This is a genomic window from Bacteroides salyersiae, assembly GCF_031172035.1.
Classification (GTDB): domain Bacteria; phylum Bacteroidota; class Bacteroidia; order Bacteroidales; family Bacteroidaceae; genus Bacteroides; species Bacteroides salyersiae.
The window spans coordinates 4746553-4764061 of sequence record NZ_CP133452.1 but is presented as its reverse complement, the minus strand read 5'-3'; the positions used below and the strand labels follow the sequence as shown (position 1 = coordinate 4764061).

Annotated in this window: 13 protein-coding genes and 1 riboswitch; of the genes, 4 read left to right on the top strand and 9 right to left on the bottom strand. The window is 40.7% G+C overall.

Features of this window, described 5'->3' with window-relative positions; all coding sequences use genetic code 11:
- The first annotated feature begins 1 nt into the window (after position 1).
- The 4 genes from RB604_RS18215 to RB604_RS18200 all read left to right on the top strand — a co-directional run bounded on the left by RB604_RS18215 (position 2) and on the right by RB604_RS18200 (position 3481).
- Positions 2–688 (top strand): MjaI family restriction endonuclease, encoded by a 687-nt coding sequence (locus RB604_RS18215; protein WP_229103602.1) that lies wholly within the window; start codon positions 2–4, stop codon positions 686–688.
- A 162-nt stretch (positions 689–850) separates the two neighbouring features.
- Entirely contained in the window at positions 851–1345 is a 495-nt protein-coding gene (locus RB604_RS18210) for a hypothetical protein (RefSeq protein ID WP_055294151.1), read from the top strand.
- Between the two features lie 53 nt (positions 1346–1398).
- Complete coding sequence (locus RB604_RS18205) at positions 1399–1680, top strand: hypothetical protein (protein WP_005930459.1); 282 nt, start codon at positions 1399–1401, stop codon at positions 1678–1680.
- A gap of 238 nt (positions 1681–1918) precedes the next feature.
- Positions 1919–3481 (top strand): glycoside hydrolase family 43 protein, encoded by a 1563-nt coding sequence (locus tag RB604_RS18200; protein WP_055294148.1) that lies wholly within the window; start codon positions 1919–1921, stop codon positions 3479–3481.
- Between the two features lie 19 nt (positions 3482–3500).
- Here the strand turns inward: RB604_RS18200 and tnaA are convergent, their stop codons facing one another.
- The 9 genes from tnaA to RB604_RS18155 form a co-directional block, all read right to left on the bottom strand.
- Entirely contained in the window at positions 3501–4877 is a 1377-nt protein-coding gene (gene tnaA, locus RB604_RS18195) for a tryptophanase TnaA (RefSeq protein WP_007481774.1), read from the bottom strand.
- Between the two features lie 181 nt (positions 4878–5058).
- Positions 5059–6519: an MAC/perforin domain-containing protein gene (locus RB604_RS18190; RefSeq protein ID WP_055294146.1), complete on the bottom strand. Its 1461-nt coding sequence runs from the start codon at positions 6517–6519 to the stop codon at positions 5059–5061.
- A 53-nt stretch (positions 6520–6572) separates the two neighbouring features.
- Complete coding sequence (locus tag RB604_RS18185; protein ID WP_007481777.1) at positions 6573–7649, bottom strand: DUF5074 domain-containing protein; 1077 nt, start codon at positions 7647–7649, stop codon at positions 6573–6575.
- A 38-nt stretch (positions 7650–7687) separates the two neighbouring features.
- Positions 7688–9667, bottom strand: coding sequence for a YncE family protein (locus RB604_RS18180; RefSeq protein WP_055294333.1), 1980 nt, complete (start codon positions 9665–9667; stop codon positions 7688–7690).
- 17 nt (positions 9668–9684) lie between these two features.
- The gene (locus RB604_RS18175) at positions 9685–11733 is read right to left on the bottom strand and encodes a TonB-dependent receptor plug domain-containing protein (RefSeq protein ID WP_021936384.1); all 2049 of its coding nucleotides are present in this window, start codon (positions 11731–11733) and stop codon (positions 9685–9687) included.
- Positions 11734–11900: 167 nt separating this feature from the next.
- Positions 11901–12100: riboswitch (cobalamin riboswitch) on the bottom strand.
- Positions 12101–12218: 118 nt separating this feature from the next.
- Positions 12219–13145 carry a DUF5106 domain-containing protein gene (locus tag RB604_RS18170; RefSeq protein WP_055294144.1) on the bottom strand — a complete coding sequence of 309 codons (927 nt, stop codon included), beginning with the start codon at positions 13143–13145 and terminating at the stop codon, positions 12219–12221.
- A 450-nt stretch (positions 13146–13595) separates the two neighbouring features.
- Positions 13596–15374, bottom strand: coding sequence for a two-component system sensor histidine kinase PhoR (gene phoR, locus RB604_RS18165; protein ID WP_005930517.1), 1779 nt, complete (start codon positions 15372–15374; stop codon positions 13596–13598).
- 137 nt (positions 15375–15511) lie between these two features.
- Complete coding sequence (gene phoB / locus RB604_RS18160) at positions 15512–16201, bottom strand: two-component system response regulator PhoB (RefSeq protein WP_005930519.1); 690 nt, start codon at positions 16199–16201, stop codon at positions 15512–15514.
- A 139-nt stretch (positions 16202–16340) separates the two neighbouring features.
- Positions 16341–17468: a metallophosphoesterase gene (locus RB604_RS18155; protein ID WP_055294142.1), complete on the bottom strand. Its 1128-nt coding sequence runs from the start codon at positions 17466–17468 to the stop codon at positions 16341–16343.
- Positions 17469–17509 lie beyond the last annotated feature (41 nt).

The window sequence follows — 17509 nt, the reverse complement described above, 5'->3', positions numbered from 1 at the left end:
TATGGATAAATATTCTATGAATTTCGGAAAAAAAGAACGCGTACTGAACTACGCTTGCCAAACATACCAATTATCTCGCCCGAATAAAGTAGGTGCTGTAATGGCTCTTATTCGCGATTGCCAACCTTTTTCGTTCGATGAATGGCAATCATGGTATTTCGAAAATGCTCATACCGCAGGAAAAAATCCGACGAAAATCACAGTCGAAAGTCTCCATGAATTGGGTGAACGGTTGTATGCAAAAATTACGGAAGTCGTGATTCCTGAATGGGAAGCAGCTTTTCGTGAATTGACAGAACAGGACTGTATCGACTATATATACAATCTGACTATAAATCGTACTTATGACGGTTATATACGAGAAAAGTCTGTAATCAATGACGGATTGGCTAAAGTTTTTCCTAATATAGACTTCGAAGAAAGCGATCCCGAATTGGATCATGCAGGAGATATCGATTATATCGCAAAAATCGGAGATAAAGCCATAGGCATACAAATCAAACCGATAACAGCGAGTGCCAATTTCGGTAGTTATTCGCTGACTGAACGAATGAAAGTGAGTTTCGAATCGTTCAAAGAACGATATGGCGGTAATGTGTTTATCGTATTCAGCTTAGATGGAGAAATTGCCAATAAAGAAGTAATAGAGCAAATTAGACATGAAATAAGTCAAATGTTGTACGTGTAGAATAGAAAAGATATACACATATCGATTCTCATGACCGAATGGATTTGAAGACAACTTGAATATATACGGTAACAAGTTATATATTGTTCATTTATGGCAGCTAAGAATATTTGTTTAGATTTCTAATTGCACTATTTCATTGCTGGGAATACCCCACATGCAATGGATGCAAAAATTCATAATGAATCCGAGCGATATTTATTAAAAGCAATTTCTGAGTTACAAAAATATGTAGGGTGTGATATATCCGTTAGGGTTGAAGCTAAAAATGAAGGTGATATAATTGACAATTTATTACTCATTTGTGATAAAATTGATATTTCAGGTATTTTAACTGCTTTGCTGGCTGGATTTGTAGGTTTGTTTTTCCGTCCTGCAATTCACAAAACAGACGAAATTAAGAATCGAATAGAAATAGCAGAAAAAATTAAAAGTGGTGATTTTTCCAAAGAAGAAGCAGAGATACTATTACAAGGTGACAAACAATTAAAGAAATGGATTAGTAAGTACTATGAAGTCCTTTCGAAAGAAGAAACAATAACCAAAATAGAAGCAAATATTCCAACTGGAGATAATCAAAATAATACTGTAACTATTGAAAAAAAGATTTCTACGGTCATGTTATTCAAGAGGGAACAAGTACTACAACAGAGATAATAAATGGAACAACTATTTATATTGTTTCTCCTGTTTTAGTAAAAGGTCGAAAATTGCCTTGGAGAGGAATTTATTCAGGACTTCCAATTGAATTCAAGATAGATGACAAGGATTTCTTGGAGCAAGTTTATGACCAAGAAATTAAATTTGGAAATGGAACTTCAATTACATGCAATTTACAGATAGAAACAAAAACGACAATTAAAGATGATATTGAAGAAGCAAAAACGTATTACATTGTCAAGCTTATAACACAATGGTCTGATGATGAGCATTTTCAATATGACACTAAAAAGTATAAAAAAATAAAGAAAGAACAAAACCAACCTAAGTAAGCTACATTATTTAGCGATGATTTTTTCGAGTGATTTGTTATTTCGTCAAAAATGGCTATCTTCGCATTCAGAAAGAGTTATTTGACAGCATAGCACCGTAAATCACTGAAAATTGCACGGTCGCTAAATCGTTACCTCTATTTCTCAAATAATTCGCTAAAAGTTTATTCTTCAATCGGTTAAGTCAAACCGATAAAAATCTAAAATAAAACATAAAAACTATTTGAACACAAAATTTATGAAAACAATGACACTACTTTTAGGATTGGCTTTGAGCTTATCCTGTTTTTCGCAAAATCAACAAGGGTATCAGAATCCGGTTATTCCCGGTTTTTATCCGGATCCGAGTGTTTGTAGCGTAGGTGATGATTATTATTTGGTCGCCAGCAGTTTCCAGTATTTCCCCGGTGTGCCGTTATTCCACAGTAAAGATTTGATCCATTGGGAACAGATCGGTAATTGTCTGACCCGCCCCTCGCAAGTATCACTTCAAGGGGCCAGCATCTGGGGCGGTATCTATGCACCTACTATTCGTTATAATGACGGTACGTATTACATGATTACGACCAATGTTACCGATAAAGGAAACTTTATCGTACATACCACTGATTTGTATGGGGAATGGTCGGAACCTGTATCAGTTAAGCAAGGTGGCATCGATCCTTCTCTTTATTTCGAAGGAGGGAAATGCTATCTGGTCAGCAATCCGGACAACTGCATTCAATTGTGTGAGATAAATCCGATGACCGGTGAGCAGTTGACCGAATCTAAACGTATATGGAATGGTACCGGTGGACGCTATCCCGAAGCACCGCATATTTATAAAAAGGATAATTGGTATTATTTGCTGATTGCCGAAGGGGGCACGGAATACGGGCATAAAGTTACTATTGCCCGTAGCCGGCATATAGACGGCCCCTACGAGTCTAATCCCGCCAATCCGATTCTTACACATATCAATATGAATGCGCAGGGCAATCTGATACAGGGGGTAGGACATGCAGAGTTCGTACAGGCTTCTGACGGTTCCTGGTGGGTACTTTGCCTTGCGTTTCGTCCGCAGACCGGTTATCATCATCTGTTAGGTCGTGAAACGTTTCTTGCCCCCATGCGTTGGGATAAAAATGCGTGGCCGGTGGTGAATGGAGATGGAACCATTGCACTGCAAATGGATGTTCCGACTCTTCCTCAGCAACCTCTTGCCAAGAAATCGCCCCGTACTGATTTTAAGGGGGAGAAACTTGGCCCGGAGTGGGTGCATATAAGAAACAATCACCCTGAGAATTACACGCTTGTTTCCGGCAAATTACGTCTGAAAGCAGCTCCTGTCAGTTTGAATGATGACAAAGCCAGTCCTACTTTTGTCGGACGCCGGCAGCAACATACCGATTTTACAGCTACCACTTCTATGCAGTTGCAAAAGGCATCTCCTGCCGATGAAGCGGGATTGACAGTATATATGTGCGAGTCGTCTCATTATGATCTTTACGTCAAGCAACTGGCGGATGAAAAGCAGGCAGTCGTACTACGCTATCGTTTAGGTGAATTGACACACACGCAAAAGGAAGTGATTGTGCCGCAAGGAAAAATTCAGCTTCGTGTAAAAGGTAACAATGAGTTTTATTCGTTTGAGTATGCTACGGATGGAAAGAATTTCCGCAAATTGGATAAAATGAACACACGCTATGTAAGTACGGAGACTGCCGGTGGTTTTACAGGAATTATTTTAGGATTATATGCTGTTGCTACTTCTGACAGTTCAAAAGCACATGCCGATTTCGAGTATTTCGAATATGAATAATAATGTGCCAATTGGCACATTATTCAATTCTTTCCAATTGTACTGTGAAGTGCCTCATCAGAGGAGCTTCCCATGCAATGCGTACACCGCGTGTAATTTCTTCTCTGCGGTCGTATACGTTTTTGAGTGCGGCGGCAATTACATCCATGTGGTTATCGGTGTAAACACGACGTGGGATAGCAAGGCGTAGTAGGTCTAATCCGTTGAAACGGTTTTCGTGGGTTATCGGATCACGATCTGCCAATAAATAACCTATTTCACATCCGCGTATGCCGGCTTCAAGATACAGTTCAACAGTCAGTGTTTGTGCCGGGAATTCTTGTTTGGGGACGTGAGTCAATACCTTTGGGGCATCTACGAAGATGGCGTGCCCACCGGCAGGACGTTGATAGGGAATACCGTATTCATCAAGTTTTTTTGCCAGATATTGCACTTGATGAATGCGTGTCTCCAGATTATCGAATTCCGTGTTTTCGTCCAGGCCGATGGCAAGGGCATTCATATCCCGTCCGTTCATTCCACCATAGGTAAGATAGCCTTCGAATTGTACACAGAATCCTTTGGCACCTTCGTACCATTCTTTGTGGCGGGTGGCAATGAAACCTCCCATGTTGACGATACCGTCTTTTTTTGCGCTCATAGTCATACCGTCGGCCAGATCGAACATTTCCCGTGTGATTTCCTTGATTGTTTTCCCGGTATATCCTTCTTCCCGTGTTTTAATAAAATAGGCATTCTCGGCAAAACGTGCCGAATCGAAAAGTACCGGCTTTTTGTATTTATCGGCCAAGGCGCGTACTTCCTTTAGGTTTTGCATGGAAACGGGTTGTCCGCCTGCTGTGTTGTTGGTGATGGTTACTATGATAAAGGGAATTTTGTCGGCATGTTCCTGCAATGCTTTTTCCAGTTTGACAGGGTCTACATTGCCCTTAAAGGGGATTTCCAATTGGGTTTGTTTGGCTTCGTCAATGGTGCAGTCCAATGCTATGGCTTTGCGCCCTTCGATGTGTCCTTTGGTAGTATCAAAATGCGAATTTCCCGGTACGATGTCTCCTTCATGAACTAAATAGGAGAACAATACATTCTCGGCTGCGCGTCCTTGATGGGTTGGTATGATATATTCAAAACCGGTGAGCCGGGTGATCATTTCTTTCAGTTTGAAGAAGGAAGAAGCGCCGGCATAGCTCTCGTCTCCCAACATCATTCCTGCCCATTGACGGTCACTCATGGCACCCGTACCGGAGTCGGTAATAAGGTCGATGTATACTTGTTCGGCTTTCAGTTGAAATACATTGTAGTGCGCCTCTTTTATCCATTGCTCGCGTTCCTGACGGGTACTTTTACGGATAGGCTCTACCATCTTGATTTTCCATGATTCTGCAAAAGGTAATTCCATATTCTTAGATATTTGGTTTTATTCGTCGAATTTAAGGAAAACCTTTGGAATATGCAATAAAGTACTGACATTTTGCTGTTTTAAAATAAGAAAAGCTAATTGGATTTAATATAAGTCCAATTAGCTTTTATGAAAATTGTGAATAAATAATTATGTATATAGCTATCTTTATGATGTTTAATTACATAATTGAAAATTTCAAATAAAAATCCTGTATTTCTTCTTTATTGGGTTTATTATGAAATTCTCCATCTTTGGCAGAAAGGTATAATCCTGTTGCTACATTTTGTAGTAATATTTCGGAGTTATTCTTATCATTTACATATATATTCCATAGTTGAGTGTCACTATTTTGGAAAGGTACCAAATCAAATGAACTGGATAGATATTTATTGATTGGTTGGGGATCGATTATTCCATATGGATATTTAAGACGAAAATGTTTTCCCGCTTTTTCATATTGCATAGCTACTGAAGTTTGAACTGTTGCACCAGATGGGTATTCTTTCGGTACTATTAATCCATATTTTTTATAATCTTGATCCATCCTTTTACATAAATAACATTCTTCTTTATTATTGGGTTTAGACAAAGTAAAACAACCGGATTCTTTAGATAGTAGGGCTTCTTCAATACCCATTCTGATAAATGGATGCTCAATAAAACTGCTTATGAAATATATTTCTGTATCAGGATTACCTATTCCAATTAATGATTCAGAGTTTATATCTACACTATTTATCCAACTATTATAATCGATAGAGAAGTTTCCTAAAGTTCCATCTCCTGTTTGATTTATAATTGTGGAAACTGCATTTCTGCCTCCTTGTGTCTTGATGTATACATTGACATTAGTAAAACTTTTAAATGTTGTTTTATCAAATTTGGTCTCTCCTTTTATAGATGACATTAAGAAACTGGCACTGGTCTTAAATTCTTTTCCACTAGTACTTCCAGAAGATTTGTATTTTCCAGTATATAATGCAGAAAAATTGCCTCCTAATAATATATCTGTCATAACATGAGTTCCATATTTGTTAACAATGTCTTTGCCAGATAAGTTTTTTAAATCAAATAAAAATTCATCAGTTAAAAAATATTTTAATTGCGCGGGATTTGTATATGGCAAGGTTAGTCTTCTTGTTGCTTTTAGTGCATCGACTTTGTAGAATGAGTTTAGCTCCTGATAATTACTACTATTAGTGATGGTGCTTTCTATATCTAAAGAAAAAAGTTTTATTATTTTTTTTTGATCTAATGATGTGTGTATATAGAACCTCATATCTTCTGTTAATTTTTCTATGGATGTTCCATAAGCTGTTCTAGATTCTGTTAATCCATGTAGTTGAGCTTCTATTATTTTGGATGGATTAAATATAAATTTCTTTCCTGTTAGTTGATCCGTACCTATACCTGCTTCTAATTTTTGGAGGTCAATAACTTGAGCTTTTGCATAAAGAGGATTTGAAAAATTAGAATAAAAACAATTATATCCGAAGCCTAGTGCATCATATTTACCATCCCCAACACTTCTGGTTGTTGGGGTAGATTGTTCTGGTATTATAACTTCTGGAATAATCTCATTATCTGAGCATGATAGGAACAAAATAGTTATAACTATTAATATTATATTTTTTTTCATGATTGGAGTAAAATTTTAAACAGTTTCTTTGTTTTGTTTTTGTAATGTAGTTTTTATTTGAATACAATCTGAGACGGGAACCAGAAGCTGCCGGAATAATCGATGGTTTCTACTGTTTCTTTTGTTTCACCATTTACTATTATAATCGTATTGCTTAAAGCGTCTTGCCCATAACCTTTAATTAATGTTGCATATACATATCCATTTTTAGGATTTACGGTTAGTCCTGCACCATAAAACATGTACCCATTTGGATCAGAAACTAATTCTGTAACTAAGTTGTTATCAATATCATATTTATATGCTTTTTTAGGAGTCCATCCATCCTTTTGGACAAAATATAAAGCATTTTCAGAAATTGATGCACACAAGCATGTGGGAGTATATGCAGCACTATTATAGTTTACTGTATAACCTTCCGGTAGATCGATTATCTCAAATGTCAGATCTTTGATGTTAATTTTTACCAGTTGGTTCTCGTTAGCTGCCCAAAGAGAGCCGTCTTTCGCTTTGGCAAAACCAGTGTTGGCGGTTCCTAAATCTTTTATATAGGAGAAGTCATTTGATTTATATGCTTTAACAGTATTGTCTACGATGACAAATAAATAATCTCCGGATACGTATATGTCTCTACAAAAGCCGTCTATTATTTTATCTGCTTTTGTGCCTTCGGCCGGCAACGGATTGATTGCTGTTTTATATGCTCCACGGCCAGTTGCTATAAGACCGGTAGTGTTGTTGATCACTGCAAAGTTGTACGCTTGATTATCATCAATAACAGCTTTGGTTATAGAAGATGTTTTCTTGAAAGTGGCAGCATCGGCTTCTACCAAACACGGGTTATCTTTGGATACGATGTAAACCTTTCCATTATAGAATACAGCAGTTGTCGAGGTTACTCCCAATTTTTCACCGGGATTATTTTCCTGATAGATGTTATTATGCCAGATTCCATCATTATCATAAAAGCAGATAGAACCGTTACCCTGTCCTTCGTTGACTACATAAAAGCTATGGTCTTGAACCATATTTCCACTGTCCTCATCATCTTCACAAGATGCAAATACCATTGGTAATGCCAATAGCATTACCATACATAGTCTGCTGAAAAAAGAATTTAATTTTCTCATGTTGTTTTTTAAATGTAATTATTGATAATAAAATATTTCTATTTATTGTAATGCAGGTCTTCCACTGCCTGTATCTCTGTTGATATTTCTCCTGTCCATCCGCAGTCTTGGTTGACAGCCGTGTATATCTTTACAAAATCAATTCCGTCAAGATGTACCGGATTACCGTTTTTGTCTACTGCCCAATCGATTTTGAATTTAGAATATTCCGTATCATTCGGGTGATTGTCGGCATATCCCCAAGCATAGCAATAGCCTACCCAATGTTCCGGCATGTCAGGACGTGGCTCGTTTACTGCATTGTCGGCTAAGCGGTTTCCGGAGAAGGTGATCCGGTCTTCTTCTATCCATTGCGGATAATAGGAGTCTTGGGTATTAAAGTCATTTCTTTTTATCTCTCCTTGACCACCTTGGTTATCCGTCCATTGTACATTGTCTCCGGGCAGTTCAGGACGGTAATAGGTGATTTCATAATTCCGGATGGTGGAGGGGGAGTTGTATTCGCTTCCTGCCAGTTCATACCACTCGTCATCGGGAAGTCCGTTTCCATTGGTGTCTTTGGAAACCAGTACGATGCCCGGTTCTGCGCTTCCGCCGGGTTTGTCTTCATTGGTGCCATATATGTCATAGGCGGCATTCCCGTATATCTTGAAATCATATTCGCCCGATACATTAGGTACAGTATGGTCGAAACCTACTGTGATGTATCCCCCGAAAGCACCTAATGAAAGTAAGCATACATTCCGGTCTGATAACAGTTCCGTAGCATATTCCAATACTTGCTGATAGGTAAACCCCTCCTTATAAGCGGTGGCGGTGGTATTCATGAACTGTGTCGGGGCAGGGCGATACTCCAATACTTTGTTGGCGAAGGCGGCTGCCTGCGGGGTATCCGGATCGTCGTTGCCACTTTGCGTATCTTTGTCGGAGAAAACCACTGTATTGGGATTTTGTCCGATATTAGTGAGACGGTATATTAATTTTCCTTGTGGATTGAAACAGAGTACATCACCTCTTACCAAATAGTTATAGGCGTCTGTAATGTATATATTTCCACTATACGGATTGACATAGATGCCATAAGGGGTGTTGATCTCGGTCTCGTCTGTAATGAAATCCTCGCGCAGGGTAGTTCCCGTTTGCAGGTTGAATACCTTTATCTGCGAATCCTGTGTGGTGTAGTTGAAATTATATAAGTAAGCAAGTTGGTCGTTGATGGCAAAATTCATTACCTTTTCGTCATAAATCTGTTTCACTTCATCCGTGCGGGTGTCTATCTGAACAAAGTTATAATCGCCCGCACTGATGTCTTTACCGCGTGTTGCCACATAGACGTGGCCGTAATTGTCCGCCCTGATCCGCCCCGGATTGTAACCTACCTGTATTTTCTTTATTTCTTTGAACGGTTCTGTGCTGACTACGGACACGGTGTTGTCCACGCCAATTCCGTCCCAATCCAACCCTCCGGAATTGGATACATAGAGTTTATCTCCCTGCACGCAAATTCCGTCCGGATTCCGTCCTACTGTGGCATACTCTTCGATTTCCAATGAGGTGGTATCTATGCGGGCCACAGTGCCGTCGAACGAGCAGACATATGCTTTGTCTTTATGAAAAGCGATGTAACGCGGTTGACGCGAACTACCGTTCTCATTCAGTACCGGTATCCGTTTCAGAGAGAGTCCTGATGCCCGGTCTATTACCTCGATCTGGCTCGAAACATTCACTACGATATAGAGCTTACTGCCGTAAATAGCCATATCATTGGCGGTATCGCCCAATCCTCGATGGTTTTTACTGCGGAAATAATCAGTGTCCGTCTGTCCGTTTTTGAGTGAATGAAACATGAGCGTACTGTTGTTCAGGTTAAACAGTCCTTCACTCAATACATAAATACCGGCGGTTCCGGTTTCTGTGTTGCTCCCTTCGTTGTCTTCGGGGCTATCTTTATCTGTAATATCATCACAGGCATGAATTAGCAAGCCGAATACGAATAATATGAGATATTTATATTTCATCATAAGATATATGTATTTTAATAAGTAATTTTCAATGTTGCACGTACCGAACGTCCCGGCATAGGGAAGCTCTTTATGATTTCGTAATTCTTGTTCAGCAGGTTGAGTACCTCGATGCTGAGTGATGTATTTATATCGCGTATTTTTAAATTGCGGCTGGCCGAAAGACTGTGGTCACTATAGCCATCCAGACGGTTCTGGCTTATGTTTTCTCCTTGTGTGTAGCGTTTGCCCGAGAAGAGGAAAGCGTAGGACAGGTTGATCCAGGGTGTTTCGATGCCTGCCTGCCCCGAACCGGATACACGCGGAGTATAGGCGATCTGGTGTTTATAAGTCTTTTTATAAGTATTGTCTGTTGCACTGGTGACATCCAGTGCACGTTGGTAAGTATAGTTTCCGGAAAGGTTGATTTGTAATTTCTCCATTGGATGCAAGGATATGCTTCCGGTGACATCCAAACCTTTTATATCTACTTTTCCCAGATTGGTCATGGTCCATACAAAAATGTTCTTGTTGGGAATAGCGACTATTTTATCCGTCACTTTATTGTAATAGGCATCTATCGTGGCCGATACATAGGGCAGAAATGTGCAGACAGATTTACTGTACGTAATGCCTACATTATACTGCCGGGTGCTTTCCGGACGCAAATCTCTCGTTCCTACCCGGCTGTAATACAGATCGTTGAAATTGGGTAACCGGAAAATGTCTTTATAGAAGAAGCGGATACGGAACTCTTCACTCCTGAACGGTTTGAAAGAAGCGCTGACGTAAGGGGTCAGTCTGCGGTGATTATCCGCTTTGGTGCCTTGCTGCACCTTTTCATTGGTGACCGTGGCCAATGCCGAAGCGGAGAGCGTAAGCCATTCGTTCACGTACTTTCCGGCGAGTGCGGTCAGCCATGAATATCGTGTAGGATAAGCAAAATCGGTTAAGTTGGCATTCAGCGTATTGATGCTACCGTCTGTGGAAAGAGAAAAAGACAGATTATCCAATACCCGGTAGAGTGCCGAAGCAGACAGATAGTATTCTTGTTGGTAATAACTGTTATCTTCTTTACCGGCTGAACTGGCATAATCAGGGTTCAGGTAACGCTGATAACTCCAATTCCATTTGGCCGATGCTTGGAATGCCCATTTCCGGTTGAATTCTTTTTTATATTGGCTTTGTACGAACGTGTTTTTATCCCACAAGTGTTGGTTGGCAAAGTCGTAATAGAAGGTAGTGGCATTGGGCAACCCGCGAGACGATTGGTAGTAGTATGCTTTCAGCCTCCATTGTTCGTTGTCGGAGAGGTTACCGAACAGGCCGGCTTCGGCACGCAGGCTTTCCACTTGCGTGTTTTTTCTTTTCTCGCGTGAGGTTAAATCATCCTTATCGCCATAATAGAGGGTATAAGGGTAGTGGCCGTCTGCCGACATCCATTCGGCATTGGCAGATAGTGCCCATTTCCGGGCTAATTTCTGCTCTATCAGTACGGACGGATTCACCAATCCCCAAGAACCGGTTTTGAACGAACCGATGATATGGGTGTTTTTATTATTCTTGAATTGCGGGGTCAGTGTCTGGATATTCAGTAGACCTGCGGAAGCGAAAAAGCGTGCCGGTTGGAATATGTTATCACTCTGCCCGTTGTTGAGCGAAAGGCGGTCTACATTATCCAAGGAGAAGCGTCCGATGTCGATTTGTCCTGTCTGGCAGTCGGTTATGGCAATGCCGTCATATCCTATGGCCGTATGTTGTGCTCCCAAGCTGCGGATGGATACGGTTTTCAATCCGCCAATGCCTCCATAGTCTTTTACAGTTACTCCTGCAAAGTGTTTTACAGCATCGGAAACCTGTAATACATGCAAGTTATTTAATTCTTCTTTGGAAAATATCTGGGTGGGTGCCGTTGCGCGTACTTCCCGTGTCTGATATCGGTCGGAAACCACTACTTCGGGAATAGAATAAACATGTGTCGTATCTACCTTCTGCTGTTGGGCGGAAAGTAATGCAACAGGGCAAAGGCAGTAAACTACTGCACTGAAAAATTTGTATTCAAAGATCCGGTTCAATCTGTTCATCTAATCAGTTTTGATTAAAATGTCCGGGCGAAATCACTTCGACCGGACACATCAATAAACTTGGCAGAGTTTATTTGTAAATTATACTTTCTCTGAATCAGAGTGATGAATGAAATGATGGATAGAATTTATCCGGTTCATTAGACTCAACGCTTTTTCCACGAAAGCAATGAAAAGATTGCATGGCAGGTCTTCTGACTTGTTCCTGTGGCGGACGCCTTCCCGGGATTTCCCAGTGGCTAAAGGTAGTTGTCCGTAACGTTTTTATGGAACTTACAGCAGCGGGACTGTTCAGGATTTGCACCTGATTCCCTTTTTAATCACATCTTCCGAAGGAAGACTATGAACCAATGCGTGGCAAAGATAGAAAGAATATTCAGAATGGCAAAGGAATGGTACGGACTTATTATTGTGCCGATACATCATTTATCTATCCATAATCTATTTAGCTATAATATACTTTGCCGGACTGTATGGAGTATACTTTATTTCATCAGATATTGGGTTATTGCTTGCACGGTGGCATCTTTCAATAGCACTTTCTTATTTGCATCCAGCAGATAAAGGGTGGGTACTGCTTTCAGGTCATATAGATTTTGGGTTTTGATGGTAAGTGATTTGTCATATCCGTTGATCCACTCTTGGGGAAACTCATCACGGTGTCGTCTCCATTCGTCCAGTTCTTCGTCCGGATAGAGGGCAATTACTGCCAGCTGTTTCTTTTGGATCAACTCATTGATAATAGGAGAGTCTTTTAGTGCTTCTATGTTTTCCGTACAGGCATGGCAGCCCGGGTTATTGATAAACAATACGGTGTATTGGGATTTTATTTTATAGAGTGTGCTTTGCGCACCCGATTCTAATGTATAGGTAAAATCGATCGCTTTTGTATCGACCCGGTTTTTGTATGCCATCTCTATGCGTGCTTGAGGACGGATTTTTTCTGTTTCTGTCAGAACAGATGAAGAGATCATTGCTTCCAGCACCGGAATATAAAATTCTTCATTTCTTAAAGGGGAATTCGGGTCATAAAGGTATTTGTCGGCCAGTCCGGTGATATAATCGAAAACTTTTTTCTCGGTTTCTGTTCGGGCGATTGTTTTCTTTATCGCCTCCTGCGCCGTACTCAAAGGAACGTGATTCAGTAAATCGCAGTAATCGGCCCAGGCCTGTTCCGTAATATCAGGATGATGGATATAGTTTGTATCGGCAAAGTTTACATTGTCCCAATAATGCTTCACCAGAAAATCCGCCCGTAGTTCGGGAGTGTTCAGCATGGCCGGTATAGCCGGTAAATAAAAGGCAGTGAGGGTATCTTGTGGTATATAGGATACTTGACTTGAAGATTTTCCGTTTTTACAGGAAAAGAGACAGAATACGAGAGCTATCGGAAGATGTTTTATATAATTCATTTCTCTTGTTTTAATCGTTCTACAAAATTATGCGATTATTCCGTCGAAACAACAAGAATCCGTTTTATTTTTCCTTTTTATTGTGACGATAGCTTAAATCTCTTCTTATTTATATTGCTCCATATAATTGGTGTAAATATTTGTGCTGTAAAGTAAGATTTGAAAATACAGTGATACGATTTGTTTTGAAATGAAAATGTATAACAACTTGTTTTGTTTGTAATGCTTTGTTTATCAGAGTGCTATATAATATTGTTTTTGCCCGTAGAGAAACAAGTCTTTTCTCTACGAGTTTCATCTCGTTTCTCTACGGGAAACGGGTCGTTTTTCGTAGAGAAACGAACAAGATGGTTAGGTAATATGACAAGAGGTGCTTTATTGAATCTTGGCTGTCATTGTTAGGTGTAAATTTAATTCTGGAAGAAGAACTTCCTTGTTGCCGGATGCTTTTTATCTTTCCTTTGCTAACGTGAATACGAATTCCAGTCCTCCGCCTTGATTGTTTTTGGCAGAGATGCTACCGCCATGTATGATTACCGCATTTTTCACAATGGCCAGCCCTAACCCGGTACCGCCCAATTTACGTGAACGGCCTTTATCTACCCGGTAGAATCGTTCGAACAGGCGGTTCAAATGTTCCGGAGATACTCCTATGCCGGTATCGGCAAAACTGAAATAATAGAAATTCTCGTCTTCGCGGAAACAGTTGATATTGATTTGGATATTGGTACCGGCATAGGCAATGGCATTATCCATCAAGTTTCGGAAAATGGAATACAATAGCGAATAGTTACCCCGTATCTGAATATCTTTTTTCAAAGAGTTGACCACTGTGATCTGCTTTTCTTCGAGTTCCAGAGAAACTTCATTGACGATATTGGTGACCAGTACGCTGATATCCACCTTTTCCATATCTATCATGTTGGCTGCTTCGTCCATGCGGGTCAGCACCGAGATGTCGCGTAACAGGCGGCTCAGACGATTGCTTTGTGCATAGCAGCGTTCCAAGAATACGTTTATTTTATCATGTGGGATGTGATCGTTGTTGACGATGGTTTCCAGATATCCCTGAATACTGCTTACGGGAGTTTTCAATTCGTGTGCGATATTTTGGGTTAGCTGGCGTTTCAAGCGTATCTGTTCTTCCTCCATCGTCACGTCATTGATGCTTATTTCGAAGCTCATATCCTGAAAGATGATACATTCTACAATAAATGTTTTCCCGTTTTTATTGATAGTGATAGACATTCGTTTTTCTTCTTTACCGGAAGGCCGTTTAGGGGCTTTGTTGATAAAGTCGGTGATCTCTTTCAATTCATTGATTGTAAACACCTCTTCGGCTGTCTCTAAGTTGGAGTCAGAGATGAGATTGCTATATTGGGTAAAGAGGTTATTGACAAGAATTTCTTTTTTATCTTTGTTGAACACACCAAGTCCTTCGTGAGAAATTTGCAGATGGGTGATCAGTTTTTCCCGTTCGATGTAAAGGGCTTCTTTGGTTTCGTGCAGTCGTTTGTATATCTGGATGATGTGCTGTGATATTTCTCCCAATTCGTTATGGGGAAAAGCGGATTGCATGGCCATTTCGATCGGCTCATTCCGGTCGGCACGCATGGCGAATTCTCTCAACTGACTAATGGAGGTACCTAATTTATTGGTGAATTTGTAGAAGATGACGACCAATAACAGGGTCACAATAGCAGTGAACCAGAGGTAATGCGAATCGGCTTTCAGATTGTTAATCAGGCTGACATTGTAAGGCAATGCCGAGCGTATGATATAATCATTGTAAAGAGTAGCCGAATAAAAATAAGGTACTCCTGTTGTTTCCGAAGTACGGCGAACATCAAATCCGCTACCGGTTGCCAATGCTTTTTCTACCTCCGGGCGAGTGATATGGTTTTCTAAAAGGGAGTTGTTTGTTTTATAGCTGTCATACAATACATTTCCCTGGAGATCGATAACTGTCACGCGTAAATCTTGCAATGCGTGGTTATTGATATACTCATTCATTTCATTCCGGATGCCCGAAAGCGTATCTATCTTTTCATTCAAACGTGCGTTATAGTCTTGCAATTGGGAATGAAGAAGCTCTACTTTGTACTCTTTTTCCCGTTGGTACTGATAAGCAATGAAGCAAGCGGCAAAAACCAGAAACAATGATATGACCGAAAGAAAGAGCTTCCGGCTGAATGAAAGAAAATGCTTTTGATTGACAGGTAGGTTCATGGTGGAATGATGAAAAAATGAAAGAATGAAGGAATGAAAAATAGGAGGGCTATGTGGTGTGTCTCTTTATCACGCATTTATGGCGCAGTCAATTGGCACATTGGCACATTGCCCGATTGGCACATTATTTCATTATTTCATTCTGTTTCAAAGCAATATCCGTATCCCAGGCGGGTGACGATCCGCTTGCCATATATGCCGATCTTTTTACGCAGACGGGTGATGTTGACATCGATCGTACGGTCGAGTACGTATACTTCATCGCTCCATACGCGGGCAAGGATGTCCTCGCGCGAAAATACCCGTCCTTTGTTCTGTAATAGCAGGAATAGGATTTCGAATTCTTTTTTGGTCAGTGCCACTTCTTCTCCGTCTATGCTAACTTTCTTTTTTGTAATGTCGATTACCAACGTCTGGTAAGTGATCTGTTCCGGTGCTTTTTCGGTTTCGGGGGTAACGGTACGCCGCAGAACCGCTTTTACGCGTGCTATCACTTCACGCAGGGAGAAAGGCTTCGAGATATAGTCGTCCGCACCGAGGTTAAAGCCGGTCACCGTATCATTTTCCGTGTCTTTGGCGGTGATGAAGATGATAGGTACATGAGCCGTCTTTTTATCTTTTTTCAGTATATTAGCCATTTTGAATCCGGAGATTTCTCCCATCATCACATCCAGCAATAGCAAATGATAACTGCTGATATCCATTTTCAGAGCTTCTTCGGCGGAATTGGCAGTATCTACTTCATAACCTTCATTTTCAAGATTGAATTTCAGGATTTCACAAAGGTCTTCTTCGTCGTCGACAACTAAAATGCGGTAATCGTTCATTGTATTCTCTGTTTATATGACATTACAAATATAATCTTTTATTTTATTTCGCAGCAAAGGTGGGTGATTTTTGTTACGACGGGGTGAAACACGTGTTACAATTACGTTACAATTTGTGGTTTTTCATAAAAAGGGATTATTAAAGTAATGGCGATGAGGTATTTGAGATGTCGGTACTTCCGGCAGACAGTTCGAACACCACCATTTCGCTCTCTGTTCCTATCCGGAAGGGAGGTCCCCATAGTGATAATCCACTGGATACATATATGTGCGTGTCTCCCCATTGGCGGTAGCCGTGGCTCTGTTCATAGATATAATCCGTAACCAGACTCATAGGCCACACCTGTCCGTGGTGGGTATGCCCGCTGAATTGCAGGTCGATGCCGGCAGCTTCTGCGTCTGTCAGGTTATAGGGTTGGTGATCCAGCAGGATGATGGGACGGCTTTTATCGATATTCTCCATCAATTCCTGTAAGGAACGGCGGGAGGGGTTATGCCGGTCGTCACGTCCTATCAATTGTATGCCATTGGGCAAAGTTACCACCGAATCTATCAGGAGTTGTATCGGAGTACTTTTTATGAACCGGGCACTTTCGTCGATGCCACTGATGTATTCGTGATTACCGGGAACCATGTAGATACCCATCGGTGCTTTTAATTCTGATAATTCTTCGCTCATTTTTTCGGTGTAGAGGGGAACGACACTGTTGTCGATCAGATCGCCGCCGATCAGTATAAGGTCCGGCTTCTGTTCATTAATCATATCGACGTACTTTTTCAAGGCGCTTTTTCCCGTTCCGTATCCTAAATGAATATCGCTTACAGCTACGATTTTTATCGGTTGCGAGTTGTTTTCATACGGTTTGTTGATTGTTATATCGACTGCATTCGTTTTCGGATGGCGGTAATTGTAGTATCCGTATCCCAATAGGATGAATGTTAACAGCAATGACACGGGAAATCCGTATCTGAAAGGCGTATAGAATCGTTTCAGTATGTCGGTCAACAACAGGAATATCACCATGTATAGGGTGAATATCAACCAGCCTGTACCTATTTCGTACATCGTATGCGAAATGAAAGAGGGCATTTCTACATTGCGGCTCAGCAAACTGCCGAATAGTGACAAGGCACCGCACCAGAACAGAATGCCTGCTGCTACTTTTATTCCCGAATGGCAGGTAGGCAGTGCCCGTAATCCTTTGATAAATATGTAAATGTTTCCTGCGAGGTATACGCTGATAAGAATAATGAAGAATGTCGGCATAAGTCAATGTATTTGGAGTCTGTTTTTAGAAATGGACAAAG

Coding starts and splice junctions, on each gene's coding strand:
- RB604_RS18190 (WP_055294146.1), bottom strand. CDS start 6,519: ATGAAAAAAAATATAATATTAATAGTTATAACTATTTTGTTCCTATCA.
- phoB (WP_005930519.1), bottom strand. CDS start 16,201: ATGAACGATTACCGCATTTTAGTTGTCGACGACGAAGAAGACCTTTGT.
- tnaA (WP_007481774.1), bottom strand. CDS start 4,877: ATGGAATTACCTTTTGCAGAATCATGGAAAATCAAGATGGTAGAGCCT.
- RB604_RS18185 (WP_007481777.1), bottom strand. CDS start 7,649: ATGAGAAAATTAAATTCTTTTTTCAGCAGACTATGTATGGTAATGCTA.
- RB604_RS18200 (WP_055294148.1), top strand. CDS start 1,919: ATGAAAACAATGACACTACTTTTAGGATTGGCTTTGAGCTTATCCTGT.
- RB604_RS18175 (WP_021936384.1), bottom strand. CDS start 11,733: ATGAACAGATTGAACCGGATCTTTGAATACAAATTTTTCAGTGCAGTA.
- RB604_RS18155 (WP_055294142.1), bottom strand. CDS start 17,468: ATGCCGACATTCTTCATTATTCTTATCAGCGTATACCTCGCAGGAAAC.
- RB604_RS18180 (WP_055294333.1), bottom strand. CDS start 9,667: ATGAAATATAAATATCTCATATTATTCGTATTCGGCTTGCTAATTCAT.
- RB604_RS18210 (WP_055294151.1), top strand. CDS start 851: ATGGATGCAAAAATTCATAATGAATCCGAGCGATATTTATTAAAAGCA.
- RB604_RS18215 (WP_229103602.1), top strand. CDS start 2: ATGGATAAATATTCTATGAATTTCGGAAAAAAAGAACGCGTACTGAAC.
- phoR (WP_005930517.1), bottom strand. CDS start 15,374: ATGAACCTACCTGTCAATCAAAAGCATTTTCTTTCATTCAGCCGGAAG.
- RB604_RS18170 (WP_055294144.1), bottom strand. CDS start 13,145: ATGAATTATATAAAACATCTTCCGATAGCTCTCGTATTCTGTCTCTTT.